This is a genomic window from Aneurinibacillus soli, assembly GCF_002355375.1.
In the GTDB taxonomy this organism is placed as follows: Bacteria; Bacillota; Bacilli; order Aneurinibacillales; family Aneurinibacillaceae; genus Aneurinibacillus; species Aneurinibacillus soli.
This window is the reverse complement of the sequence record NZ_AP017312.1, coordinates 3,534,133-3,558,072: the sequence shown is the minus strand read 5'-3', so window position 1 is coordinate 3,558,072 and position 23,940 is coordinate 3,534,133. Positions and strand designations below refer to the sequence as shown.

Below are 23,940 nucleotides of genomic sequence, written 5' to 3'. Positions count from 1 at the left end.
CGGGAATAGGGATGATGTACTTTCCTACGCTAAGCGATTTTTTATATAAGAAAAACCGGGCATGCGCCTGATCCTTTATCACTTTATCAAACTTAAACTTTCTTATACGATAAAAGAGACCTTTCAACAACATATGAAAAGTCTTTTTTTATTGTCCTTGGCAAAGAGTATATTTTTAAAGAAGGAGGAGCCTATTACGCTGGCTGACTTTATACGTTCCTCGGCATAGATTTTTCTAAAGCTACTTCCAAAAAGTCAATATATACCAGGATTTCTTCTGACAAAAATACATCGTTTCGTTTCACCAACCCCACTTGAATCAGATCGCTTCCTTCCAAAGGAATAGAAATGATATTGGAGTTTATGTAATTGTTTACAATACAGCCTGTTCCCAAATTGTATCCATCTGTATTTGATAGGAGATCATTCATGGCGCCTCTATCCTTCAGATAGACTAGTTTTCTGATATTGTCCACATTGACGGATTCTTCCGCAAAATGGAGCAGTACATCGTCCTGCTGGTAGGTCAGATAAGGATAGTCCCTTAACTGCTCCAAAGTAACGCACTCAAGATGAGCCAGAGGATGCTCTTTTCGGAGAAAGACGTGTTGCCTCAACGAAGTTAGGGGAGTAAACATTAGTGATTTTGAGATAAAATAACGCTCAAAAAATTTTTTATTTAGATTGGTCAGAGATAAAATTCCAAGGACACTTCTGCTCGCATACACATCATCAATCACATCGGTTGTCTTTCCTTCCCGAATCGTCAGCTCATATTTCCGCTCGGAAAAATAATCCATCAGATTTGCAACAGCCTCTATAACAAAGCCGTAATGTTGAGAGGAAATGGATATTTTAGAGATATATAATGATGCAATTCTTACTACCACCGCTGTATACACTTATAAACCTCAGACTCTTGAAAGCAGACAAATTTGGTATAAACAAAAGATAGAAGAAGGTTATCCAATATTAGTATGCGAACAAGATGACAAAGTAGTTGGATTTGCTACATTTGGTCCTTTTAGGCCTTGGCCAGCTTATAAATATACAATAGAACATTCTGTATATGTTCATAAGGATTATAGGAATCAGCATATTGCAACAAAATTAATGCAAGAGCTAATAAAAATTGCTAATGAAAGAGAATATGCAACACTTGTTGCTGGAATTGATGCAACAAATGAAAGTAGTATAAAAATGCATGAGAGAATGAGATTTGAATTTTCTGGTGTAATTAAAAAAGCTGGATTTAAATTTGATAAATGGCTGGATCTTGTTTTTTATCAATTGGATTTAAAAGGACCTAAAATGCCCTCAGAAGAATAAACCAGTAACAATTAGTGACTAGAAAGAAGGGATTTGATTTTCAGTTGAGTTTACTTATAAAATGTATTATGGCTGTTATTATTATGGTCATTGTTCATTATATATCAAAGACAAATAATTATTATATTGCTGGATTAATATTAAGTTTCCCTGGTTTAAGCATTATTGCGTATTATTTCATGTATCTAGAACAAGGAGCTTCAAAAGTCCGAGTAACAACATATTTTGCTATGTTATCGGCCCTCTTAGAGTTTTATCCTCTTAGCTTGATGGGCATGTGGCGGTACCTCAAAATAAAGCTAACGAGCAGTAAAGTAAAACAAATGTTTAACTCTGATATACTTTAATCAAAGTTATTTTCAAGGGGGAACATTATATGGAGTTGGAAACCAAATGTATAAGATTTTATGAATTTGGAATTCCTAAAAATGTATTAAAGGTTGAGAATAAGAAAATTGAAAAACTCGAGCGTGGAGAAGTTCTTGTACGTATGATCGTTCGCCCTATAAATCCATCTGACCTGATACCTATTACTGGAGCTTACTCTCATCGTATTACACTTCCAGCCATTCCTGGATATGAAGGAGTCGGTATTGTGGAAGAGGTTGGTCCGTTTGTTTCTCAACAACTTATTGGTAAACGTGTTTTGCCTTTACGTGGGGAAGGTACTTGGCAAGAATATGTTAAGGCACCGGCGGACTTAGTGGTTCCTATTCCTAACTGCATTGATGATTACATAGCCGCTCAATTATATATAAACCCAATAACGGCGTGGCTTACTTGTACAGAAGTTTTAAAATTAAGGCCGGACGATGTTTTATTAGTAAATGCTTGTGGCTCTTCGATTGGTCGCTTATTTGCTCAACTATCTAAGGTTATCGGTTTTAAGTTAATTGCAGTAACTAGGAATAACACTTATACAGAAGAACTGCTGCAACTTGGTGCTTCGTATGTAATAAATACAATGGAAACACCAGTACATAAAACAGTTATGGAATTGACGAACGGACTTGGTGCAAATGCTGCTATTGATTCTGTCGGAGGGTCATCTGGAACAGAATTAGCATTTTGTATTCGTCCTAGTGGCACTTTTTTAACCATTGGTCTCTTATCGGGAACACCAGTAAATTGGGCAGATGTTACAAATAAAGCGAAAGTAAATGTTAAGATGTTTCATCTAAGACATTGGAATCAACAGGTTTCTGTACAAACTTGGCAAAAAACATTTAACCATTTGATGTCTTTAATAATTGATGGGAGATTGAAGTTCATGATGCCTGTGTCTGCTTATGACCTACAGGATGTACATGACGCAGTTCGTTTTTCTGAGGTTTCAACAAGGAATCAAGGGAAAATCTTCTTAATAAATTAGAAACTACTACTTTCTATCTATGCCGAAAAGCAAACTTAAATATATAAATCACGAACCTCGTTGATACTCAACGTGGTTTTACTTTTATTAGAAACTATCTGACGGACTAGAGCAGGAACCCTGTCACCAGGCCATATAGAAAGTTTCTCCTGACAGAAGAGGCGTTCACTCTTGTTACAATGGCGTATATAACGGGGGAATATGGCATTATGGCTGTTATTGACCGAGAGATGGAGGCGGAAGCATAAGATAGTGATCAGGTAGATTTCAGAAAAAACAATAAAAATACCATAGTCATTCACAATTATGCTATACCTGTTCAGATGATATTGTTATGATAGTATTATAAGGTTTTTAATTCAATATCATCCACTACAACACTAGAGGTGAAAGTTATGGGTATTCTCTACACCATCGGTTATACCTTGTCGGCTTTATTCGCTTCACATGTAATTTTATCAATTACCGGAGCAATTGTTCTCTTGTGTTTTTCCTGGTGGTCTCTAAAAAGATGGCACAGCGAAGCAAAGATATATAAGCGTAATGCAGCTTATGTACGTAAGCAACAGAAACGAATAGAAGAATGGCATAATTACTTCGAACAACAGCAGAATCGTAAGCATGCATAACTAATTGCATAGCTACTATGGAAAAATAATCCCTTCTATATCTTAAGATAAGTCGCTCATACTGGGGCGGCTTTTTCTTATAGATAATGTGATTGGGAATTTTATGAAATCATAAATGTGCAATCATATGTTTCTATATAAAATAATTATTATTATAAAAAGAGAGGAGTGACGCAAGCATTTGATATGATGGCGGACCTCACGAAAAAAATGCAGGATAGTAACAGCTTGATCATTAATAATATGAAGTAGGCTAATTAAGTTACTCTACGGAGTGGCCTTTACATTCTAGTACATCACTGCACATTTTTTCACTTCTATAGCTTTGTCCTTACCACTAGTAAAAGATGAGCATATTCTAGCTAGTAGGAAAGAATAGAGGTGAAAAATATGTGTGGTTGTTTAAGAGAAGAAAATGATGACCTCAATGATAACATATCCGAGTCTAGAGAATCTGACTCTCATGACCATGAAGAAGGTAAGAGACGATGCGGATGCAGTCGTAGACGCAGAAGACGCGAATGTAGACGTAGGCGTCGTTGTCGCTTCTTCTGTTGTCGTCGCCGTCGTTGCCAGGGACAAAGTGAAGAATAATAATAGATAGCCTCTCTTCGGAGTGGCTTTTTCTTTTGGAAAGGGGAGAGAAACACGGTTTGATATTTTAATAACAAAACCGTATTGTAAATTAGTAAATTAAGTGGACAAGCCTGTTGATTAGCTAATAAAAGGTAGAAAAAAGGTCGCCTTTTCAGTAGAATCGTTTGTACCACCAAACCGATTCAGAAAGAGGCGACCTCATGAAAAAGTCTACCACGTTCACTACAATTGTTCAAACACTGTTATCAGAAGAGGAGATTCAATCTGTGGTACAGGACGTTGAATACGAGGAAAAAGCAAGGAAATTCACAACTTCTACGTTACTTCATTACTGGGCCATGGCCGCATTCGAAGAATGGGAAGGATTTCGTTACGGAGCGGATCGCTCATCGTCTTGCGGACTTCCGTCCGCTAACTATTCCACTTTTTCTAAAAAAGCAAGTGATGTTCCCTATACTGTATTTAAAAAGTTATTTCATCATCTTGTGTCCAAATGTAACCGTGCTACAAGACGTAAGTTGGCGATCCCCAAAAAACTTTTACTCGTTGATTCCACTACCATTACCGTAGGAAAACCACGACTTCCTTGGGCTCTTTATCATGGAAAACGTGCAGGCATCAAGCTACATGTGGCTTTTGATCCCGATCAGGAAACGCCTGTTCACGTAATCGAATCGATAGGAAGTAAACATGACAGTCCATTCTTAGATCAACTAGCGAACCCTTCTTTTCTTCTTGTTGCCGACAGAGCGTACGGAAAAATCGAACGGTTTGATCAATACCTGAAAGATAAGCAGTCTTTCGTCATTCGAATCAAAGAAAATGTCACAATCGATACACCACGATCTCTTCGACGCTGCTCCTCTACTGCATCCTCTGTAATCAAAGACAGTACGTGCTATCTCGGCACTTCTCAGTGTCGTTCTCAAGAGCGGCATCGTGTTATATTTTTTACAGATGATGAAGGGAATGAGATTCGAGTCGTAACGGATCGAAGAGACCTATCTGCCGAAAAAATTGCGGAGATTTATAAAGCCAGATGGCAAATCGAAACGTTTTTCCGCTGGATTAAGCAACACGTAAATGTACCAGTATTGTTTGGTACCACTAAAAATGCTGTATACGGTCAATTGTATACGGCTTTAATTACCTATGTTTTGATAAAGTGGATCTATGAGAAGGCGAAACCGATGGTTTCACGTTTCGCTATGCTATCTTTTATTCAGTTTGCACGTCTTTTACGGTTTGAGAGCCTTCAGGTCGAATGGATGATTGCAATTCATACAGTAGTAAGTGAATCTCTACTCATACAAGGAAGTAGTTTGTCTAAAATTGGTTAATCAACAGGCCTGTTAAGTGGAATAATAAATTTCACTTCAATACGTCACTATCTAATTTGTAAAAGGTGTTGGTATGTATGGATATTATGAAATTCGACAGCCAAGATACTGAAGAGATTGTTATTCAGCTTTAATTGATAAAATTGAACTAGAAGCAAAAAAATTAAATCTTCAAGAAATCGATACACATGCAAGTATTACTGCTAGGCCTTTTTTTGAGCGGCGTGGTTACAATATAGTTTGCACACAAAATGTAGAACGTAAAGGTGTTATTCTGACTAACTATCATATGAGAAAAAGCTTGAACTAACTGGTACCGATGTTCAACAAGGGATCATAGAGCAGCTGTCCTGTTACTGGCCCTTATAGCAAACCCAATAGAACCTATCCAAATAGGTGATAATAAATGAAAGCCTGACACATCCCTTATCGGGTAATATGTCAGGCTTTTTAGGCTACCTGTTGAATAACGATGTGCTAAGATAGAAAAGAAACAAACATTCATTACTCATCTTCAGAAAGGACGAAAACATGGAACAATATGGACTCTATCAAGTAACCATCCCCCTTCCGTTCCGTCTGAATCACGTACACGGATATTTGGCGCGAGAAGAAAATGGCTGGACTGTAATCGATCCGGGATTGAATCGGGAAGAGACGCGCACGGCATGGGCAGAAGTATTTGCTGTACATGGTATTATACCAGAGCGTGATATTCACCGGATTATTGTCACACATTATCATCCTGATCACTTCGGCTTTGCCGGAAGCATGCAGCAGTGGACCGGAGCTGACGTGTATATGAGTGAGATTGCACAGCAGATCGGCCTTTCAGCCTGGACAGAGGAACGCTTTGCTTGCAATCGTACGTTTTTTGCGCAGGCGGGTATGCCTATCGAGTTGCAACAGGAGCTTGCTCGGAATGATAACGCTTTCTATCATTTGGTTCGTCCGCTGCCGCAGCAGATGAAGCCGCTTGTAGACGGGAATACATACCGGATTGGAAATCTCGACTACGAAGCGATTCATACACCAGGTCATGCAGAAGGCCATATTTGTTTTTATAATCAGACTGAGCAAGTGCTCATTGCCGGGGATCATATTCTTAAAAAAATTACTCCGAATATTTCATATCACGGATACGGAGATTCGAATCCGTTAGCTACGTATTTGCACTCGCTTGAGCAGATCAACCGACGCAGTATTAGCATAGCACTTCCAGGGCATGGTCCGATATTTACCGATGTGAAAGAGCGGATCGAAGAGATTGCTCGCCACCATGAAGAACGATTGGCGTTTATGCTAGAACGCATGTCCGGTACAATGTGTGCGTATGACGTTTCATGTGCTTTGTTTGACCGGGAGTTAAGTGTGCATGAACATCGGTTTGCGATTGGGGAGACGATCGCGCATCTTCGCTATTTGGAAGAAACAGGTGCTATAACGGTATATGACGAGCAGGGCGTGAATATGTATCAGAAGGTGACATAATTCCTGTTTTTGTTGGTCCTCCTGTTCATTGGGGAAACAAGGGTAGTGAACAGGGGGATTTCATCCATGGAAGAGGGAAGGGGATGAAAGAATCGTGAAGCGTAGAGTCCTGTTTATTTCTGATCATGGCGATCCGCTGGCCAAACTGGGCGGGGTTCAGGCAGGCGGTCAGAATAACTATGTACATCAGCTGGCATTGGCCCTTGAAAAACATGGATATCGGATAGATGTAGTCACACACTGGTGTGACCCGAATACGCCTTGCATTGAGATGTTTGGTGAGAGGTGCAGAGTGATTCGGATTGCGGCAGGGTACAAAGGCTTTGTATCGAAGAATGAAATGTATGATAGGCTACCAGCTTTTTATAAAGAAATGAATCGGATTCTGTCGCCTGGTTCCTACGATATTATCCATACCCATTACTGGCTGTCTGGATTGCTTGGCAAACGCGTCCGTAATGAATATGGTGTTCCACTCGTACACACATCGCATTCTCTGGGGGCTGCTAAAGAAAAAGCAACAGGTATAAAAGATGAGGTCAGACTCGAAGCCGAGCGAGATGTGCTCAGTTCCGTTGAAGCAATTATCGCCACAACCGCAAATGAAAGGGAACTGATTCATGCATTTGTAGCACAGCCTGCTCCGGTATCGGTACTTCCGATCGGTGTGGCGTCCTCTTTTTATATGCGTCCGAATCGTATACAGCTACGCAGACAGATGGGGTATAACGGCCCGCTTATTTTTTTTGCGGGCCGCCTGGAAGAAACAAAAGGAGTGGAAACACTTCTCGACGCTTTTCGCCAACTTCTTGCACGAGAAGGAGCACCGGAAGGAACACGCCTTGTACTAGCAGGCGGTCAGGCGGAAGTAATTGACTTAGCTAAGCGTCTGCCACTCGCGGAGCAGGTGCTGTCCTGGCTAAAAGGATTAGAAGGTCGTGTGGAATTCATTGGGCCTAAATCACAGGCAGAGCTTGCGGAATGGTTTAATGCAGCGACAGTGACGGTCGTGCCATCGTATTATGAATCATTCGGCATGGTGGCAGCGGAAGCGCAGGCATGCGGTAGCCCAGTTATTGCATCTCGGGTTGGCGGTCTGCAAAATGTAGTGCATGCCGGGGAGACGGGTCTTCTTGTCGAGCCGAAAAATGCCGAAGATCTATCACTGGCGCTTGAAGTACTTCTCAGCAATGATCTACTGGCGCAACGGCTTGGCAAGCAGGCGGCTCAGATGGCGCAGCAGGATTATCGGTGGTCGATTATTTCAGAGCGAATGAGTGCTTTATATGAGGAGGTGCTTGCCCATGTCACAGTTCGTCACACATCTTTTGGCTACCGATCTGGACGGAACACTGGTTGGTGACAAAGAAGCTCTGCATGGATTATTTGCGTATTATGACAGACTTCCGTACCGGGTAGTGCTTGTCTACATCACAGGCCGTCACAAAGCATCGGCACTTGAGCTTATGCAGAAGGAGCGACTGCCAATGCCGGATGTTTTAATTACCGATGTTGGAACGGAGATATACAGTGGGCCAGACTTTGTGCCGGATGAAGGCTGGCAGCATCATATGGAAGCTTCCTGGAAAGCAGAACAGCTTGCAGGGATTGCATCTCAATGCCAGGAACTTATGCCACAAAATGTTCCAGCGGCGTATCGTCTTTCTTACACCGTTTGGAACCAGCATCCAGTATGCAAGCTGGAAGAGCAATTACAAGCAGCGGGAATTCCTCACAAACTAATTGTAAGCAGTGGCCGCGATGTAGATATACTCCCTCCGAATGGTGGAAAGGGAGAAGCGTTGCGCTATGTGCTTGCTTCTCGTGGTTGGGAACAAGCACAAGTGCTCGTCGCTGGTGATTCCGGCAACGACCACGAGATGATCATGCTTGGCTATCCTGCTGTCATTGTAGGGAATGCTCAGCCTGAACTGACGCAAGTAGCAGCACATCCGTCTGTTTTTCATGCGAAGCGTGTTTGTGCAGGCGGGATACAGGAAGCCTGGGAGTATTTTTATGGCGGAATTATTACTGACAAAAGAACAAAAATTTCGACAAAATAAGTATTTGACGGAAAATACTAACCATATAGTATAATTATGCCTGTAAGACACAAACGTCAAAGCACATGACTGTTTATGTCTGTCCTCTTTCCTACCAGAAATGAGTTCACAGGCAAAATGAGCCAGTCGCACTCCTTTGCGTATTACGATACCTGGGATTGCTCTGGCTTTTTTCATGTATGACGGAAAAAAGGAGGGAAAGTATGATTACGTCGACGTCAGAAGGAGAAGAAGAGACTGATTTTTCGGAAAAAAACAAGTCTGCTGCACTAGAAGGGATTAAGATTGTTGATTTGACACGAGTGCTGGCTGGACCATTTTGCACGATGATCCTTGGAGACCTGGGAGCAGATGTGATTAAAATTGAGGCACCGGGGGGCAGTGATGAAACTCGTGGCTGGGGGCCGCCAGATATAGGCGGAGAAAGCGCGTACTATTTATGTACAAATCGCAACAAAAGAGCTTTGACATTGAATTTGAAGAAAAGCGAAGCGCGAGATGTACTGCGGCATCTGCTGAAAGACGCGGATGTAGTCATTAATAACTTCCGAACCGGTACGATGGAAAAATGGGGACTTGGATATGAAGATCTGGCTGAACTCAATCCTCGTCTCATTTACGCTTCCATTAGCGGATTTGGCCAGACCGGGCCGTACAAAGACATACCGGGGTATGATTATATTGTACAGGCCATGGGTGGCATGATGAGCATCACGGGTAGTGAAGACACAGGACCTATGAAAGTAGGCGTAGCGATTGCGGATGTAGCTACTGGTCTGTATGCCGCCATTGGGATTCTCGCCGCTCTCCATGAACGGAAGCAATCCGGGCGGGGCCAGATGATTGATCTCGCATTGTTTGATGCTCAGATCTCGCTGTTGGTTAACGTAGCGAGTAACTATCTTGTGTCTGGAAACACACCAAAACGCTACGGAAATGCTCATCCTAATATCGTACCGTACCAAGTATTTTCTGCTGCTGACACAGAGATGGTTGTTGCAGTAGGAAATGATGGTCAATTCCGTAAACTGTGTGCGTTGCTAGGGAAAGAAGAGTGGGGCCATGACGTACGTTTTGCAACGAATTCATCGCGCCTTGCGCATCGTGAGGAAATATGCGGGCTGTTGCAAATCGAGCTCAGCAAGCGACCGGCTGCAGAATGGTTGTCTCTGCTAACGGATGCAGGAGTTCCAAATGCTCCGGTATATGACTTGCAGCAGTTATTTGATGATCCGCATGTACAGGCAAGAGAAATGAAAGTGGAGGTTACTCATTCGACTGTTGGTCGCATCCCGATGGTGGGCACTCCGCTTAAGCTATCAAGAACGCCGGTCCAGATTCGACAGCATCCGCCGATGGCAGGGGAGCATACACGCGATATTTTGCTAGAGTACGGCTTTGGGCAGGAACAAATTGAGCAGTGGATTCATGATTCTATCATTTAATATAAGGGGCGATGAGGAAGATGATGAATTTTTCTTTAACTGAAGAACAAGATGCTGTGCGTAAGATGGTACGTAGCTTTGTAGACAAGGAAATTCTTCCATATATTCAAGAGTGGGATGCACAGGGCCATTTTGAGCGTAGTGTCATGACCCGCATGGCTGATCTTGACCTGATGGGCGTATGCATTCCAGAAGAATACGGCGGCACTGGCATGGATTATAATACGCTTGCAATTGTATGTGACGAGTTGGAACGAGGTGATACAGCATTCCGTACAGCGGTATCCGTACATACGGGCCTGAACAGTATGACGCTTCTGCAGTGGGGAAATGAGGAGCAGAAGCAGAAGTATCTTGTGCCACAGGCAAAAGGAGAAAAAATAGGGGCGTTCGGACTGACAGAACCGAATGCAGGCTCAGACGTAGCAGCTATGCAGACAACGGCGGTGAAGGATGGCGATGCGTACATTCTTAACGGCCAGAAAACATGGATTTCTCTGTGCGATGTAGCGGATCATTTCCTTGTTTTTGCTTATACGGACAAATCACAAAAGCATAAAGGGATTAGCTGCTTTATTGTAGAGCGTGAATTTGTGGGATTTTCGTCCAAAGCGATTAAAGGGAAGCTTGGGATTCGTGCAGGAAATACGGGAGAAATTTTCTTTGATAATGTACGGATTCCGGCTGCAAACTTACTGGGAGAAGAAGGGGAAGGATTTAAGATTGCCATGTCCGCGCTTGATAATGGCCGTTTTACAGTGGCGGCAGGAGCATGCGGATTAATTCAAGCATGCCTTGAGGAAAGTCTGAAATATTGCCATGAGAGAAGTACATTCGGTAAGGAAATCGGTAAGCATCAGCTCGTTCAACAAATGATCGCCAAAATGGTAAGCGGCCTGGAAACATCCCGTCTGCTTGTATATCGTGTCGGTTGGTTGAAAAATCAAGGGAAACGCAATACACGTGAGACGTCACTGGCAAAGTGGCATGCGTGCGATGCGGCGTTTGAAGCCGCGTGCGATGCTGTACAAATTCACGGCGCGTATGGATACTCAAACGAATATCCGGTTGAACGTTTCATGCGCAATGCAAAAGCCCCAGTGATCTATGAAGGAACACGCGAGGTTCATACTGTTATGCAGGCGGAATATGCGCTTGACTATCGTCAGGACAAGGTGCTGCGTAAAATGCTTCCTGCCTGGCCGTTCTCTGAAGAAACGGTAGAAATATAAAGTCGATTATGTAAAAAAGATAGACAAGAAAAAGGCCGGGAGAGAATCCCGGCCTTTTTATATGGTGCGTATTGCGTTAATGCAAGATATTTCTTGAACGTGTGTGGATCGTTGCCTCCACAATTTCTAGTACGTCATGCCGATCGAGTACATGCATCCCGTCGCGTAGAACGATCGGGACATCCAGTTCTTCAGGGGTTAATACACGAAGTACTTCGGGCATTACACTCGTAACAATCGTTTCGAGCCTTACAGTTTCCACGGACATCACCTCGTTCGTTTAGTATGGTCATACATAAAAGAACATCTATCATACAGGTAGTGTTGCCGGGTACAGAAGCGCCCATAACGTTATTCTATCACATTACCTTACAACTATTCATCTATTAGAAAAAGTCCAGGATATATTCCTGGACTTTCCATGTAATGTATCAAAACAATTAGTTTGCTTTTGGAGCAGCGTTGCGAATGTTTTCTGGCATATCAGAGAACGTCTCGAAGTTTTCCACGAACAGAGCTGCGAGTTTCTTCGCTTGTACGTCATATGCTTCCTTATCAGCCCAAGTGTTGCGCGGATTGAGGATATCAGCCGGAACGCCTGTTACGTTTTTCGGTACGAGTACGCCGAATACCGGATGCGCTTCGAATTCTTCTTTATCCAGTTCGCCTTTAAGAGCAGATGTAATCATTGCACGTGTATATGGCAGATTCATACGCTTACCTACGCCGTATGGACCACCAGACCAGCCTGTGTTTACGAGATATACTTGCGCATTATGCTGGTCGATCTTCTCACCGAGCATTTCTGCATATACGCGTGGTGCGAGCGGAAGGAACGGTGCGCCGAAGCATGTAGAGAATGTTGCTTCCGGTTCTGTTACGCCGCGCTCTGTACCAGCAAGTTTACTTGTGTAGCCAGACAGGAAGTGGAACATCGCTTGTTCTTTTGTCAGCTTCGCGATAGGAGGCAGTACGCCGAATGCGTCAGCTGTCAGGAAAATTACAACGTTCGGGTTACCTGCAACGCTTGGAATAAGAGCGTTCGGAATGTAATCGATCGGGTAAGCAGCCCGTGTATTTTCTGTCAGGCTGTTATCATCGTAGTCAGCCTCACGTGTATTTTCGTCAACGACAACATTTTCCAGTACGGAACCGAATTTGATAGCATTGTAGATTTCAGGTTCTTTCTCTGCAGACAGATTGATGCATTTTGCATAGCAACCGCCTTCGATATTGAATACGCCGTGGTCAGACCAGCCGTGCTCATCGTCACCGATCAGCATGCGTTCAGGGTCAGCCGACAGGGTAGTTTTACCTGTTCCGGACAGACCAAAGAACAGGGCTACATCGCCGTCTTTGCCCATGTTAGCAGAACAGTGCATGGACAGTACACCTTGTTGTGGAAGCAGGTAGTTCATGATCGAGAAGATAGATTTTTTCATCTCGCCTGCATAGTGCGTACCACCGATGAGAACGATTTTTTTCTTGAAGTTTATGATGATGAATGCTTCGGAATTCGTGCCGTGAACAGCTGAATCTGCCTGGAAGTTCGGTGCACTTACGATTGTGAATTCCGGTGTGTATGTCTTAAGTTCTTCCGCAGTTGGACGGATAAACAACTCATGTACGAACAGGTTATGCCATGCGAATTCGTTGACAACACGAATCGGAAGTTGATATTTTTTGTCAGCTCCTGCAAAACCGTCGAATACAAACAGTTCTTTTGTGCCGAGATAGTTCAGAACTTCCTGGTATAAGTTGTCGAATACTTCTTCTGAGATTGGTCGGTTTACTGAACCCCAGTCAACTTTGCCGTGTACAGAAGGTTCATCAACAATAAATTTATCTTTAGGAGAACGTCCGGTGTATTTGCCTGTCTGAGCGCTTACAGCTCCTGTAGAAGTCAGCTTGCTGCCGTTGCGCAGTACTGCCATTTCAGTCAGTTGTGCCACCGACAAATTAAAGTGCACATTCTCGTTTGTGAGAATATCCTTCAATTCCTTGTTCGTCTTAGTCTCCATTTTCCCTGTCCTTTCCCTCTGTCTTTCACTGTGCTGAAAGATTAGTATGTCACTTATCGAGTGAATAGTATGTCTTAATAATAGTATGGTTTGCTGTTTTGCGCAACCGTTATCAAGAAAAAATAATGAAGTTCAGGTATACAAAAACAGGAAGAAGCATAAAAGCGAGAGATTGTAAGCATGGAAGTAAAATGCCGATTAATTTTCAGAATTCGATGAAATAGTACAGGAAATACGCCATTTCTTCATTTTCCCCTATATTTCATTTGTGATACGATCAGGCTACAACTGAATAAGAATGAATCAACGCTGCCACCGTTACCATTATTTATAGCACAATCGAGATGTCACTCAGCTCTTGTGTAAGAAATAGCAAGAAGGAGGAAACAATGTGCTCAGAAATAAAAAGTTATCCGGTGTATCGAAACCGCTCCGTCTAGTCGAACAAGTATTAGGGGATCAGGGATTCCAGCGTAAGGGAAGTAAAGAAGCACCCGTGTATCGCATGAACATTCTTGATGCTGCGACACATCAGTCTTATGCACTCGAAATTCCATTTCGGGAAGAGAGGAAAAAAGACGATCATCTTGTCCGGCTCGGAGATGCGTACGTACGAACTGGTACGGGGGAAGAGGAAGGTGTACCTCGCGCGGTATCGTTGGCAGCGGAATGCAAACTTTCGGAAGTAGCAGATTATTTGACAACATATCATCACGCACAGCAGTTGCATTAAATAAGAAAGCGCTCTCCTGTTGAACATTCGGCAGGAGAGTTTTTATATGCGGGTAGGTGAGGAAGGGAGACGCATGAATATTTATACAGAATGTCATATGGCTACGCACGCGCATGCGATTATTGTGCTCGTTCATGGAGCAGGAGAGTATTTTGCACGGTATGAGTGGCTTGCAGGCAGACTGAATGAGGCGGGATACCATGTAATTGGCGGAGACTTACCGGGGCTTGGTCGTTCGGAGGGAAGGCGTGGACATATTGATGATTTCCATCAGTATTATCGGGCGATTGACGAATGGCTTGCCCGGGCATACGTATATGAGAAGCCGGTCTTCTTAATTGGGCACAGTATGGGGGGGCTTATTTCGATTCGGTATATGGAAGAAAAGCAGCCAGATATAGCTGGAGTCGTACTGTCCTCTCCTTGTCTGGGGCTTGTGCGAAGCATTCCACCGTGGCTTAATGGCCTGGCTTCTATGTTGAATGCGGTTGTTCCCCGTCTGCGTCTGTCTGCCGGGATTGGGGCGGATGAAGTAAGCCGGGATTCGCTGGTTGCAGAGCGCTACGGAACGGATCCGTATATCACGACACGGGTAAGTGTGCGCTGGTATAAGCAACTCTCTCTTGCTATGGAAGCAGCCTATCAGGAAGCGGACCAATATCCCGCAATTCCAACGCTCTTGATGCAGGCAGGCGATGATCGCATTGTAGATGTGGAGGCTGTGCGCCGCTGGGTACGAAGTCAGCCTGTGGAGTGTATTGATTATGTGGAATGGAGTGGGCTATATCATGAGATTTTTAATGAACCAGAGAAGACAAAAGTAGTGGATCAGTTGCTTAGCTGGCTTGCGGATCACATATAAAACAGTTTGTCCTAAAAGCCAGAACATGGCGAACGGGGACGGCCTCTTTTTTGTAGAATCGATAACGTGTGGAGGTGGGAGTAGGAGAAGGAAGGAGCCGTTCGCTTCGGTACGCTTGCAGGGAAGCTGTAGCTGTCCGCTCCGGGAGCCCGACGAACTCGCCCGCAAAGAAAAACCTACGATATTGATTCACCGAAGTATTGCGGGCATCTTTTGTGGGCGAGTTCGCTTGGCACCTGGAGCGGACAGTCTATACTTCCTCGTAAGCGTACCAAAGCGACGAGGCCCCGCCCGATCCCGCTCCTCCACCACACTTTGGAGAAAACCTATACCAAGAAAAAAGAGGCTGTCTCAGTTGCCATGTTACAGCTTGAGACAGCCTCTTCGAAGAACGTATAATTACAGTTTAATAACGTTAGCAGCCTGTGGACCGCGAGCGCCTTCAACGATTTCGAATTCAACAGTTTGGCCTTCTTCAAGTGACTTATACCCATCTTGCTGAATAGCGGAGAAGTGTACGAATACGTCGCTTCCACCTTCTACCTCGATAAATCCGAAACCTTTTTCTGCGTTAAACCATTTTACTGTACCAGTCATAATAACCCTCCTGAAAACATTTGAAAAAATAGATAATTGTGAATACTATAGCGTATTTTTACAGTGAAAACAATTATGAGGCTGGAGAGAAATGAGTTGAATAAACGAATAAAGTTGATTATCGTTGGAAAAGGCGCAGGTTTTTTAGAAGAAAGGTGTACATAAAATTTTATGAATAAGAAAAAAATCAAACAAAAGTCACAGCCTAAAAAAACGTGGCTATTGCTGCTCTTGCTGTTTTTGTTTATTGTAGGAGCGGCTGGAGTGATTACCTTGCAACTCAATGGGTTCTTTTCGCCGACTGCAAACGAAGCAAAACCGAGTGAAAAACCGAATGATAAGAAGATCGAATCTGTTGAGGTAAAAAAACAGACAAGCAGTAAACAGAACACGGGAGAAAAAGATAAGCAAGCTGTACAGCAATCATCTGGAAAGCAGAAAGAACAAGAAAGCAAACAGAAAGAGGCGAAGCCATTGCTTGATCCAGAAAAACCGGTTAGTGAGAGCATTGAGATGAAGGAAGTGCCTGATCGGATCGGACCAACAGCACCGACAAAACCGGAAGCACCTACTGCACCGAAGAAAATAGAATTTAAGTTAGAAACGAGCCAGACAGAAAAATAAAAGGAGAGCACAGTGGCTCTCCTTTTTGTGTTTTATACGAATTTTGCTTGTTTAGCCGCACGTTCACGGTCAGATTTCTTGAGGTGTTTCTTACGCAGACGGATTGATTCTGGCGTAACTTCACAGTACTCATCGTCATTGAGGTACTCAAGCGCTTCTTCAAGTGACATAATGCGCGGAGTTTTCAGCTTAACGGTTTCGTCCTTTGTTGCGGAGCGAACATTGGTTGCGTGCTTTTCTTTGCTGATGTTTACAACGAGATCGTTATCACGATTATGCTCGCCTACGATCATGCCTTCATAAATTTCTGTACCTGGGTTTACGAACAGAAGACCGCGGTCTTCTACGCCCAGCATGCCGTACATGGTGGATTTGCCATCGATCATGGATACGAGTACACCGGCACGGCGTCCGCCGACAGAACCTGCCACAACCGGACGGTAGCTGTCAAATGAGTGGTTCAGAATGCCATAGCCGCGTGTTTGGGTCAGGAATTCTGTCCGGTACCCGATCAGGCCACGGGATGGAATGATGAACTCAAGGCGGACAGCGCCGAAGCCATTATTCACCATGTTGACCATTTCCGCTTTACGTGCACCGAGGGATTCCATAACAGCACCCGTATATTCTTCTGGAACGTCAATCGTCAGACGCTCCGTCGGTTCGGATTTTACACCGTCAATTTCACGGATGATAACTTCCGGTTTGGATACTTGAAGCTCATATCCTTCACGGCGCATGTTCTCAACCAGGATGGACAGGTGAAGTTCACCGCGTCCTGATACAGTGTATTGCTCTGGTGTGACTTCATCAACACGCAGACTTACATCTGTTTCAAGCTCAGCCATCAGACGATCACGCAGCTTGCGAGATGTTACGTGTTTGCCTTCACGACCGGCGAATGGACTGTTATTAACAAGGAACGACATCTGCAGTGTCGGTTCATCGATTGTAAGCAACGGAAGTGCTTCCTGTACTTCCACATCGGAGAGTGTTTCCCCAACGTTAATTTCATCTACGCCTGCAACGGCGATAATATCGCCTGCTTTTGCTTCTTCGATTTCAACACGCTTCAGGCCAAGGAAGCCGAACAGTTTGTTGATGCGAACTTGTTTGACAGAACCATCACGGCGCATCTGTGCTACGGTATCGCTACGGCGGATTGTTCCGCGCTGAATGCGGCCTACCCCGATGCGACCCAAGTATTCGTTGTAGTCAAGCATCGTTACCTGGAACTGTAGCGGCGCTTCAAAGTCGCCTGCTGGTCCCGGCATATACTCAACAATGGTTTCGAACAGCGCACGCAGATCATCATCTTGCTTTTCTGGTGTGCGGCTTGCTGTACCGTTAATGCCCGATGCATAAATAACTGGGAAGTCCAGTTGTTCTTCTGTCGCATCGAGGTCAATGAATAGATCATATACTTCATCCACGACTTCCGCCGGGCGGGCGTTTTCGCGGTCGATTTTGTTAATAACAAGAATCGGTGTTACTTTTTGCTCGAGCGCTTTTTTCAGCACGAAACGTGTTTGCGGCATACAGCCTTCAAATGCGTCTACAACGAGCAGCACTCCGTCTACCATTTTCATAATACGTTCCACTTCACCGCCGAAGTCGGCGTGTCCTGGTGTATCCATAATATTAATGACATAATCTTCGAAGTTTACGGCCGTATTTTTGGCCAGAATCGTAATGCCACGCTCGCGTTCCAGATCGTTTGAGTCCATCATGCGTTCCTGAACTTGTTCATTAGAACGGAAAGTTCCGGATTGAATCAGCATTTTATCAACGAGGGTTGTTTTCCCGTGGTCAACGTGCGCGATAATCGCAATATTGCGGAGGTCTTTGCGTACACTCATATGCTTGTGAAAGCTCCTTTCCAAATCCCCCGCGTTTAGTTCCGGGGTTACAACCCTTTCATCATACTTCTTTCGACTACCCCGCCGCAACCCCTCTGAACGAAAAAAGCACCTTCCATAGTAAAGTGGAAGGTGGAGAGTTCTTATCCTAATAAGGGGAGGATTGTATAAGTTCTTAAATTTTAGGCTATATATTTATGTAGAAAAAGAGTATACTGTAAGAATGTCCGAAAAATAAACGGTACGAAAATATTACAGTGAGATACAAAAAAGGAGATAATACGATTGGCAACATTTAATGAATTAGGTTTAAGCCCCCAGATGACACGCGCCATTAGCGAGATGGGATTTGAGGAAGCAACACCAATCCAGGAAAAAACGATCCCCCTTGCACTCCAAGGATCTGACATTATTGGACAAGCACAAACAGGTACAGGTAAAACAGCAGCCTTCGGAATCCCGGTAATTGAACGGGTTGATCCGACAAATCCGGTAATTCAGGCACTTATTATGGCACCAACTCGCGAGTTGGCGATTCAGGTTGCAGAAGAAGTAGGCAGGCTTGGTTCCCGTTCGGGCGTTCGCGTATTGCCGGTATACGGTGGACAAGAGATCAGCCGCCAGATTCGTGCATTGAAAAACCGCCCTCATATTATTATCGGAACACCGGGTCGTCTGCTCGACCATATTCGTCGGAAGACCATTCGTCTGCAAAACGTAGCAACAGTTGTACTTGACGAGGCAGATGAAATGCTCGACATGGGCTTCGTAGAGGATATTGAATCGATCCTCACGGAGATTCCGGAAGAGCGCCAGAGCTTGTTCTTCTCAGCGACAATGCCGCCGCAAATTAAGCGCTTAACAGAGAAATTCCTGCGCAACCCGCAGCATGTGGCGATTCAGGCGAAAGAAGTAACTGTGCCAAACATTTCCCAGTACTACATGGAGCTGCAGGAACGCCAGAAGTTCGACGTTCTGTGCCGTTTGCTCGACATTGATTCACCGGAGCTTGCGATCGTATTCGGTCGTACAAAGCGCCGGGTTGATGAGCTCAATGATGCGCTTAACAAGCGTGGCTACATGGCAGAAGGCATCCACGGTGACCTAAGTCAGCGTCAGCGCGACGTAGCGATGCGCAAATTCCGTGAAGGTCAGCTTGAAGTGCTTGTTGCAACAGACGTAGCGGCACGCGGTCTCGATGTGAGCGGCGTAACGCACGTATACAACTTCGATATTCCGCAGGACCCGGAGAGTTATGTACACCGTATCGGTCGTACTGGACGTGCGGGTAAAACAGGTTCCGCAGTAACATTCGTAACACCGCGTGAATCCGATCATCGTAAGATCATTGAGAAAGTTACGAAGCGCCAGATGGATCGTCGTGCGATTCCAAGCATGGTCGAAGCGATGGAAGGCAAGCAGCGTATTGCTCTAGACCGTCTGGTAGAAGTGATGGAAGAAGGCGGGCTGAATGATTACCAGGGCATGGCGGAAGAAGTACTGAACACGTACAATTCCATTGATCTGGTAGCAGCCGCGCTGAAAATGCTGACAAAAAGCACAAACAGCGATGTAGATATTCAGCTGACAGCGGAAGCGCCGGTTCGTTCGAAAAAAATCAAGCGCCGCGACAGCAAGCCATTCGGTAACGGTGGTGGCAATCGTGGACGTGGTGGTGATCGTGGCGGTGATCGTGGCGGACGCAGTGGCGGCGATCGTAATCGTGGCGGTGGCAGTGGTGACCGCAATCGTAGCGGTGGTGACCGTGACCGTCGTCCGCGCACAGGCGGCAAGCCGAAGCAGGATCGATAGAAGCCAAAAAGGACAGGGCCATCTGGCGCCTGTCCTTTTTTCCTTCCTGCACACTAGTATTATACATCGGAGAGAAGGGAGATGGGGGGATGGATGCATACATCATCCTCGGTGTGGTTGCGCTGCTTGGTTTTTTATCGAAGAACGCAACAGTATGGGTCGCAGCCGTGGTGCTAATAATTTTGAAAGCTGTGCCGTCCGGTTCTTTGCTGACCTGGACCAATCAATATGGCTTAAAGATCGGGATTACGGTGCTGACGATGGGCGTACTGGCGCCGGTTGTGCTTGGTAAAATTACATTGGCAGATCTCTGGCTTACAAGCCAGAGTATGATTGGAATTGCAGCCGTAGCAGTAGGGATTTTTGTCGCGTATCTCGGTGGACGGGGTACCGGACTACTAACGTCTGAACCGCACATTGTGACGGGGCTTTTGGCTGGCACGATCGTCGGAGTGGCACTGTTCCGTGGAGTTCCGGTTGGCCCGCTTATTGCTGCGGGCATTCTGGCGTTGTTTGCCGATTGGATGAAGTAACCGATACTGCTATACTGAATGGAGGAGGAGAGTATAAATGAACAGCATGCAGGATACAAACGCTCCACTTCTCTGGGGCGATAAACGGTATCATACATTAAATAGCTATTTGCGCAAGACGTTTGGTACGAAAGTATTTAAAGTGATGCTAGACGCAGGCTTTACCTGTCCGAACCGTGACGGATCAATCACGACAGGCGGGTGCACGTTCTGTAGTGCACGTGGTTCCGGTGACTTCGCGGGCTGGCGGCGGGATGATCTGGTGACACAATTCAATGAAGTGAAAAATCGGCAGCACCGTAAATGGCCGGATGCGAAATACATCGGGTATTTCCAGGCGTACAGCAACACGTATGCGCCGGTTGAGGTGCTCAGAGAATGCTATGAGACCATTCTCGAACAAGAGGATGTAGTCGGACTCTCGATTGCGACTCGTCCAGACTGTCTGCCAGATGATGTAGTTGAGCTGCTTGCGGAATTGAATCAGAAAACATATTTATGGGTAGAGCTTGGTTTGCAGACGATTCATGAATCAACGTCGGAGTTGATTAACCGTGCGCATGATACGGCGTGCTATTATGAAGCTGTGGAAAAGCTGCGTAAGCACAACATTCGTGTCTGCTCCCACATTATTTACGGTCTGCCGGGTGAGACGGAAGAGATGATGCTTGAAACGGCGCGTGCTGTAGCGAATATGGATGTGCAGGGTGTGAAACTACATCTGCTCCATCTGTTGCGCAAAACTCCGATGGTGAAGCAGTATGAAGCAGGACTACTTGAATTCCTGGAGCAGGATCAGTATGTGCGTTTGATTGTGGATACATTAGAGATGCTGCCGCCGGATATGATCATTCACCGGTTGACTGGCGATGGTCCACCCGATCTGTTGATTGGTCCGCTGTGGAGTCGTAATAAGTGGGAGATACTTACAGCGATTGATCGTGAACTTGTGCGCCGTGAAAGCTGGCAGGGAAAAAAGTACAGCAAATCGTTGTTATACTAAACGAAAGAGCCGACCCCTTTCCTGGGAACGGCTCTTATTTATAGACTGGATTCGTTTGGAAGAGGAGTAGGTGTAGGTTTACCATACCCTTCTTTGTATTTATTATCGATATGTGTGCGAATCTCGCGCAGATTTTTGCCTTCGGATTTCATAAGGATCGATTCGGCAGCAATCTCAAGACAGTTATTGCAAGTTGCTCCGTGTGAGTTCCATACGATGGCTCCGCTTGGCTTTATCTCCTGAATGAAGCAGTCACGGTTGCTTTTGTGGCCAACGCTCTCGCCGCAGCCGCAGTAGCAGGCCATATGTTCAACCGTTTGATAGTTGTAACCAACTGCTTGATATACCTGGGCAATCTGTGGGTCCATGTTGGAAAGGAATGAGGGGAGCTTGTTCGCACCGGATGTTTCCTCGATCAGATCTCCTGCGACATGCCCGGTGTCATGCGTTGTATGTTCGTCCTGACTTTTAGAAGCGGACTCTGACGAGCAGCCGGTTAGTCCGGCTGTGGCAAGCAGAAGTAAAATGGTTGTTGTGTGAAAGAACCGGTTCAATTTTATGTTTTACGCCTCCTTATCGGAACGAGGCATAAAACGCCCGATGAGTTGTTCCCATTCCTCTTCGGTATCAGTATTCATCATTTCATCGTATATTTCCATTAGCCACTCCGTTTCGTCTTCTGGCTCCGGGAGCGAGTCTCCGGTCATAAGGGCCGCTGCCGCGTTATCCATCTTCCATGTATGCTGGTATGTAGCAAGCAGTGGGGTGATTGCTTGTCTGAGCAGCTCTTTTTCACGGAGCGGGTTACGCTCTGTACGTGCTTCATACTGATCTAGATAGTCCTCTTGTGTGAGTGCAGGTGTTTCGGCTAGCAGTTCTTCTCCGAGAAAAATGGCGTGTCGCGCCTGATCAAGTAAGCGGCGAATGTCTTGTTCTGTCATATGAAGGGCACTCCTTGTATTTAGAATCATTGTTGCATATAGTTTCTCTAGTACATAGTAGCGTATTTTTTGCTGAAACGCGACGGAGGATGAAATAGGATCTACCTTAAAAAATGCCTATTCTGTTTAGAAAACAACAAGGGTATAATGAAAAAGTTACTTATTTATTGTACGGTAGGTCCTCGCGCGTGTTATGCCGGGGATTTTGTTGTTTTCAGCAGAAGGAGACAGATACGATGCCAATTTGGAAGCGTAACATGTATATTTTATGGGCTGCACAGTTTATTGTAACGGCGGCTATGAGTTTGATTATACCGTTTTTGCCGATGTATCTTCAGCATGATATGGGAATGACAGACATGGATGCGGTACATCGCTGGACGGGTTGGATTTTTGGCGCGAATTTCTTAACCGCATTTCTAATGGCCCCGGTATGGGGACGATTAGCGGATCGTACTGGGCGTAAAGTGATGCTCATTCGTTCCGGTATTGGCATGGCCACTGTTACTGTTCTTATGGGAATGGTGACATCACCGGAGCAGTTGCTTGGACTTAGGCTTCTGAATGGGATGATCTCGGGCTTCATTCCGGCCGCAGTCGCGCTTGTCTCAACCAACACACCGAAAGAGCATGCTGGGTATTCGCTTGGCTTGCTGCAGTCAGGGGCGGTCGCTGGTACGATTCTTGGACCATTATTAGGCGGATTGTTGGCAGAGTGGGTAGGGTTCCGTCATGTGTTTCTGGTGACCGGCAGCATGCTGCTTACTGCATCAATCTTTGTCATTTTGTTTGTAAAAGAAGTGAACCGTCCACAGCCGAAACAGATGGTAGAAGGTGAGGAAGGCGGGTTTCACCGTATTTTGCATACAGAGCCGCTGCTTGCGCTGTTTTTGGTCGGATTTTTAATCCAGTATGCGATGATGAGCACGAATCCGTTTTTGTCTTCCTATGTACAGGAGCTGTGGCAAGGGCAGAATTTGTTATCGTTTGTGATCGGGTTGACGGTGTCTGCGGCCGGAATTTCTACCGTGTTGGTCGCGCCTTTGCTTGGTAAATGGGGGGATAAGGTCGGTTCACATAATGTGTTGCTCATTTGCTTGCTTGGAACGGTTGTTTTGCTAATCCCACAGGCGTTCGTACATTCAGTCTGGCTCTTGATCGGTCTTCGCTTCTTACTTGGGATATGCCTGGGTGGGCTTGTACCTTCTGTGCATAATTTAATTCGCCAGTACGCGCCGAAGGGCATGGAAAGCCGGACGTTTGCATACAGCACGAGTGCGATGAATCTCGGCAATCTCCTAGGACCTGTAATCGGTGGCCCGTTGAGTAGCTGGGTTGGCCTACATGGATTGTTCTTGCTTGCTGCTGTATTGTTCTTTGGGAATGCTTTGTGGGTGAGAGGAAAACTGCATAGACAAAAAGCAGACTGTGTGTGAGGCAACGCCCATGCCGAGCAC

The 23,940-nt window shown here is 45.2% G+C and carries 26 protein-coding genes; 19 read left to right on the top strand and 7 right to left on the bottom strand.

Translation table 11 applies throughout. The features are described 5' to 3' along the window. Positions 1-209: 209 nt before the first annotated feature. The gene (locus tag CB4_RS17990; RefSeq protein ID WP_096467116.1) at positions 210-800 is read right to left on the bottom strand and encodes a LysR family transcriptional regulator substrate-binding protein; all 591 of its coding nucleotides are present in this window, start codon (positions 798-800) and stop codon (positions 210-212) included. A 46-nt stretch (positions 801-846) separates the two neighbouring features. Here CB4_RS17990 and CB4_RS17985 point away from each other — a divergent pair, with 46 nt between their 5' ends. The 12 genes from CB4_RS17985 (at position 847) to CB4_RS17930 (ending at position 11,498) form a co-directional block, all read left to right on the top strand. Further along, a complete protein-coding gene (locus tag CB4_RS17985) occupies positions 847-1,329 on the top strand; it encodes a GNAT family N-acetyltransferase (protein WP_096467115.1) in 483 nt (160 codons plus the stop codon). Positions 1,330-1,397: 68 nt separating this feature from the next. Next, positions 1,398-1,676: a GlpM family protein gene (locus tag CB4_RS22085; protein ID WP_373681379.1), complete on the top strand. Its 279-nt coding sequence runs from the start codon at positions 1,398-1,400 to the stop codon at positions 1,674-1,676. Between the two features lie 35 nt (positions 1,677-1,711). Next, positions 1,712-2,701, top strand: coding sequence for a zinc-dependent alcohol dehydrogenase family protein (locus tag CB4_RS17975; protein WP_096467804.1), 990 nt, complete (start codon positions 1,712-1,714; stop codon positions 2,699-2,701). Between the two features lie 395 nt (positions 2,702-3,096). Next, positions 3,097-3,330 (top strand): hypothetical protein, encoded by a 234-nt coding sequence (locus tag CB4_RS17970; RefSeq protein ID WP_096467113.1) that lies wholly within the window; start codon positions 3,097-3,099, stop codon positions 3,328-3,330. A gap of 469 nt (positions 3,331-3,799) precedes the next feature. Continuing rightward, entirely contained in the window at positions 3,800-3,934 is a 135-nt protein-coding gene (locus CB4_RS21925) for a hypothetical protein (protein WP_269459510.1), read from the top strand. Positions 3,935-4,127: 193 nt separating this feature from the next. Further along, positions 4,128-5,267 (top strand): IS4 family transposase, encoded by a 1,140-nt coding sequence (locus tag CB4_RS17960; RefSeq protein WP_096464372.1) that lies wholly within the window; start codon positions 4,128-4,130, stop codon positions 5,265-5,267. Positions 5,268-5,400: 133 nt separating this feature from the next. Beyond that, positions 5,401-5,577: a GNAT family N-acetyltransferase gene (locus CB4_RS17955; protein ID WP_096467803.1), complete on the top strand. Its 177-nt coding sequence runs from the start codon at positions 5,401-5,403 to the stop codon at positions 5,575-5,577. Between the two features lie 221 nt (positions 5,578-5,798). After that, positions 5,799-6,758 carry an MBL fold metallo-hydrolase gene (locus CB4_RS17950; protein ID WP_096467111.1) on the top strand — a complete coding sequence of 320 codons (960 nt, stop codon included), beginning with the start codon at positions 5,799-5,801 and terminating at the stop codon, positions 6,756-6,758. A 94-nt stretch (positions 6,759-6,852) separates the two neighbouring features. Further along, positions 6,853-8,121, top strand: coding sequence for a glycosyltransferase (locus CB4_RS17945; protein WP_096467110.1), 1,269 nt, complete (start codon positions 6,853-6,855; stop codon positions 8,119-8,121). Continuing rightward, positions 8,063-8,821 (top strand): HAD-IIB family hydrolase, encoded by a 759-nt coding sequence (locus tag CB4_RS17940; RefSeq protein WP_096467109.1) that lies wholly within the window; start codon positions 8,063-8,065, stop codon positions 8,819-8,821. The genes CB4_RS17945 and CB4_RS17940 overlap by 59 nt, the downstream gene beginning before the upstream one ends. 203 nt (positions 8,822-9,024) lie before the next feature. After that, positions 9,025-10,266, top strand: a complete 1,242-nt coding sequence (locus CB4_RS17935; RefSeq protein ID WP_096467108.1) for a CaiB/BaiF CoA transferase family protein — start codon at positions 9,025-9,027, stop codon at positions 10,264-10,266. Positions 10,267-10,289: 23 nt separating this feature from the next. After that, positions 10,290-11,498, top strand: a complete 1,209-nt coding sequence (locus CB4_RS17930; RefSeq protein WP_096467802.1) for an acyl-CoA dehydrogenase family protein — start codon at positions 10,290-10,292, stop codon at positions 11,496-11,498. Between the two features lie 76 nt (positions 11,499-11,574). Here the strand turns inward: CB4_RS17930 and CB4_RS17925 are convergent, their stop codons facing one another. Further along, complete coding sequence (locus tag CB4_RS17925; RefSeq protein ID WP_096467107.1) at positions 11,575-11,760, bottom strand: hypothetical protein; 186 nt, start codon at positions 11,758-11,760, stop codon at positions 11,575-11,577. A gap of 178 nt (positions 11,761-11,938) precedes the next feature. Continuing rightward, positions 11,939-13,519: a phosphoenolpyruvate carboxykinase (ATP) gene (gene pckA / locus CB4_RS17920; RefSeq protein WP_096467106.1), complete on the bottom strand. Its 1,581-nt coding sequence runs from the start codon at positions 13,517-13,519 to the stop codon at positions 11,939-11,941. Between the two features lie 391 nt (positions 13,520-13,910). Here pckA and CB4_RS17915 point away from each other — a divergent pair, with 391 nt between their 5' ends. After that, entirely contained in the window at positions 13,911-14,252 is a 342-nt protein-coding gene (locus CB4_RS17915; protein WP_096467105.1) for a hypothetical protein, read from the top strand. A 73-nt stretch (positions 14,253-14,325) separates the two neighbouring features. Continuing rightward, positions 14,326-15,114 carry an alpha/beta hydrolase gene (locus tag CB4_RS17910; protein ID WP_096467801.1) on the top strand — a complete coding sequence of 263 codons (789 nt, stop codon included), beginning with the start codon at positions 14,326-14,328 and terminating at the stop codon, positions 15,112-15,114. A gap of 399 nt (positions 15,115-15,513) precedes the next feature. Here CB4_RS17910 and cspD read toward each other — a convergent pair whose 3' ends face one another. Beyond that, entirely contained in the window at positions 15,514-15,714 is a 201-nt protein-coding gene (gene cspD / locus CB4_RS17905; RefSeq protein ID WP_096467104.1) for a cold-shock protein CspD, read from the bottom strand. A gap of 168 nt (positions 15,715-15,882) precedes the next feature. Here cspD and CB4_RS17900 point away from each other — a divergent pair, with 168 nt between their 5' ends. After that, positions 15,883-16,335, top strand: coding sequence for a hypothetical protein (locus tag CB4_RS17900; protein WP_096467103.1), 453 nt, complete (start codon positions 15,883-15,885; stop codon positions 16,333-16,335). Between the two features lie 32 nt (positions 16,336-16,367). Here the strand turns inward: CB4_RS17900 and typA are convergent, their stop codons facing one another. Continuing rightward, entirely contained in the window at positions 16,368-18,194 is a 1,827-nt protein-coding gene (gene typA, locus CB4_RS17895; protein ID WP_096467102.1) for a translational GTPase TypA, read from the bottom strand. A gap of 285 nt (positions 18,195-18,479) precedes the next feature. On the opposite strand from typA, the gene CB4_RS17890 reads away from it, so the two are divergent. From CB4_RS17890 to CB4_RS17880, 3 genes are all read left to right on the top strand, one after another. After that, positions 18,480-20,006, top strand: coding sequence for a degradosome RNA helicase CshA (locus CB4_RS17890; RefSeq protein ID WP_096467101.1), 1,527 nt, complete (start codon positions 18,480-18,482; stop codon positions 20,004-20,006). Between the two features lie 89 nt (positions 20,007-20,095). Continuing rightward, complete coding sequence (locus tag CB4_RS17885; RefSeq protein WP_096467100.1) at positions 20,096-20,539, top strand: DUF441 domain-containing protein; 444 nt, start codon at positions 20,096-20,098, stop codon at positions 20,537-20,539. Between the two features lie 46 nt (positions 20,540-20,585). Continuing rightward, entirely contained in the window at positions 20,586-21,542 is a 957-nt protein-coding gene (locus CB4_RS17880; RefSeq protein WP_373681368.1) for a tRNA modification radical SAM protein MnmL/YtqA, read from the top strand. Between the two features lie 38 nt (positions 21,543-21,580). Here CB4_RS17880 and CB4_RS17875 read toward each other — a convergent pair whose 3' ends face one another. Continuing rightward, positions 21,581-22,102: a PCYCGC motif-containing (lipo)protein gene (locus CB4_RS17875; RefSeq protein WP_096467098.1), complete on the bottom strand. Its 522-nt coding sequence runs from the start codon at positions 22,100-22,102 to the stop codon at positions 21,581-21,583. A 3-nt stretch (positions 22,103-22,105) separates the two neighbouring features. Further along, positions 22,106-22,483 carry a hypothetical protein gene (locus tag CB4_RS17870; RefSeq protein WP_096467097.1) on the bottom strand — a complete coding sequence of 126 codons (378 nt, stop codon included), beginning with the start codon at positions 22,481-22,483 and terminating at the stop codon, positions 22,106-22,108. A gap of 236 nt (positions 22,484-22,719) precedes the next feature. Between CB4_RS17870 and CB4_RS17865 the strand changes: the two genes are divergently transcribed. Beyond that, positions 22,720-23,919 carry an MFS transporter gene (locus CB4_RS17865; RefSeq protein ID WP_096467096.1) on the top strand — a complete coding sequence of 400 codons (1,200 nt, stop codon included), beginning with the start codon at positions 22,720-22,722 and terminating at the stop codon, positions 23,917-23,919. The last annotated feature ends 21 nt before the right edge of the window (positions 23,920-23,940 follow it).

Excerpts from the sequence above, each read along its gene's own strand:
- typA (WP_096467102.1), bottom strand. The coding sequence starts at position 18,194 with ATGAGTGTACGCAAAGACCTCCGCAATATTGCGATTATCGCGCACGTT.
- CB4_RS17990 (WP_096467116.1), bottom strand. The coding sequence starts at position 800 with ATGGATTATTTTTCCGAGCGGAAATATGAGCTGACGATTCGGGAAGGA.
- CB4_RS17940 (WP_096467109.1), top strand. The coding sequence starts at position 8,063 with ATGTCACAGTTCGTCACACATCTTTTGGCTACCGATCTGGACGGAACA.
- CB4_RS17985 (WP_096467115.1), top strand. The coding sequence starts at position 847 with ATGGATATTTTAGAGATATATAATGATGCAATTCTTACTACCACCGCT.
- CB4_RS17970 (WP_096467113.1), top strand. The coding sequence starts at position 3,097 with ATGGGTATTCTCTACACCATCGGTTATACCTTGTCGGCTTTATTCGCT.
- CB4_RS17935 (WP_096467108.1), top strand. The coding sequence starts at position 9,025 with ATGATTACGTCGACGTCAGAAGGAGAAGAAGAGACTGATTTTTCGGAA.
- CB4_RS17900 (WP_096467103.1), top strand. The coding sequence starts at position 15,883 with ATGAATAAGAAAAAAATCAAACAAAAGTCACAGCCTAAAAAAACGTGG.
- CB4_RS17885 (WP_096467100.1), top strand. The coding sequence starts at position 20,096 with ATGGATGCATACATCATCCTCGGTGTGGTTGCGCTGCTTGGTTTTTTA.
- CB4_RS21925 (WP_269459510.1), top strand. The coding sequence starts at position 3,800 with ATGAAGAAGGTAAGAGACGATGCGGATGCAGTCGTAGACGCAGAAGAC.
- CB4_RS17950 (WP_096467111.1), top strand. The coding sequence starts at position 5,799 with ATGGAACAATATGGACTCTATCAAGTAACCATCCCCCTTCCGTTCCGT.
- CB4_RS17930 (WP_096467802.1), top strand. The coding sequence starts at position 10,290 with ATGAATTTTTCTTTAACTGAAGAACAAGATGCTGTGCGTAAGATGGTA.
- CB4_RS17960 (WP_096464372.1), top strand. The coding sequence starts at position 4,128 with ATGAAAAAGTCTACCACGTTCACTACAATTGTTCAAACACTGTTATCA.
- CB4_RS22085 (WP_373681379.1), top strand. The coding sequence starts at position 1,398 with ATGGCTGTTATTATTATGGTCATTGTTCATTATATATCAAAGACAAAT.
- CB4_RS17880 (WP_373681368.1), top strand. The coding sequence starts at position 20,586 with ATGCAGGATACAAACGCTCCACTTCTCTGGGGCGATAAACGGTATCAT.
- pckA (WP_096467106.1), bottom strand. The coding sequence starts at position 13,519 with ATGGAGACTAAGACGAACAAGGAATTGAAGGATATTCTCACAAACGAG.
- CB4_RS17865 (WP_096467096.1), top strand. The coding sequence starts at position 22,720 with ATGCCAATTTGGAAGCGTAACATGTATATTTTATGGGCTGCACAGTTT.
- CB4_RS17870 (WP_096467097.1), bottom strand. The coding sequence starts at position 22,483 with ATGACAGAACAAGACATTCGCCGCTTACTTGATCAGGCGCGACACGCC.
- CB4_RS17910 (WP_096467801.1), top strand. The coding sequence starts at position 14,326 with ATGAATATTTATACAGAATGTCATATGGCTACGCACGCGCATGCGATT.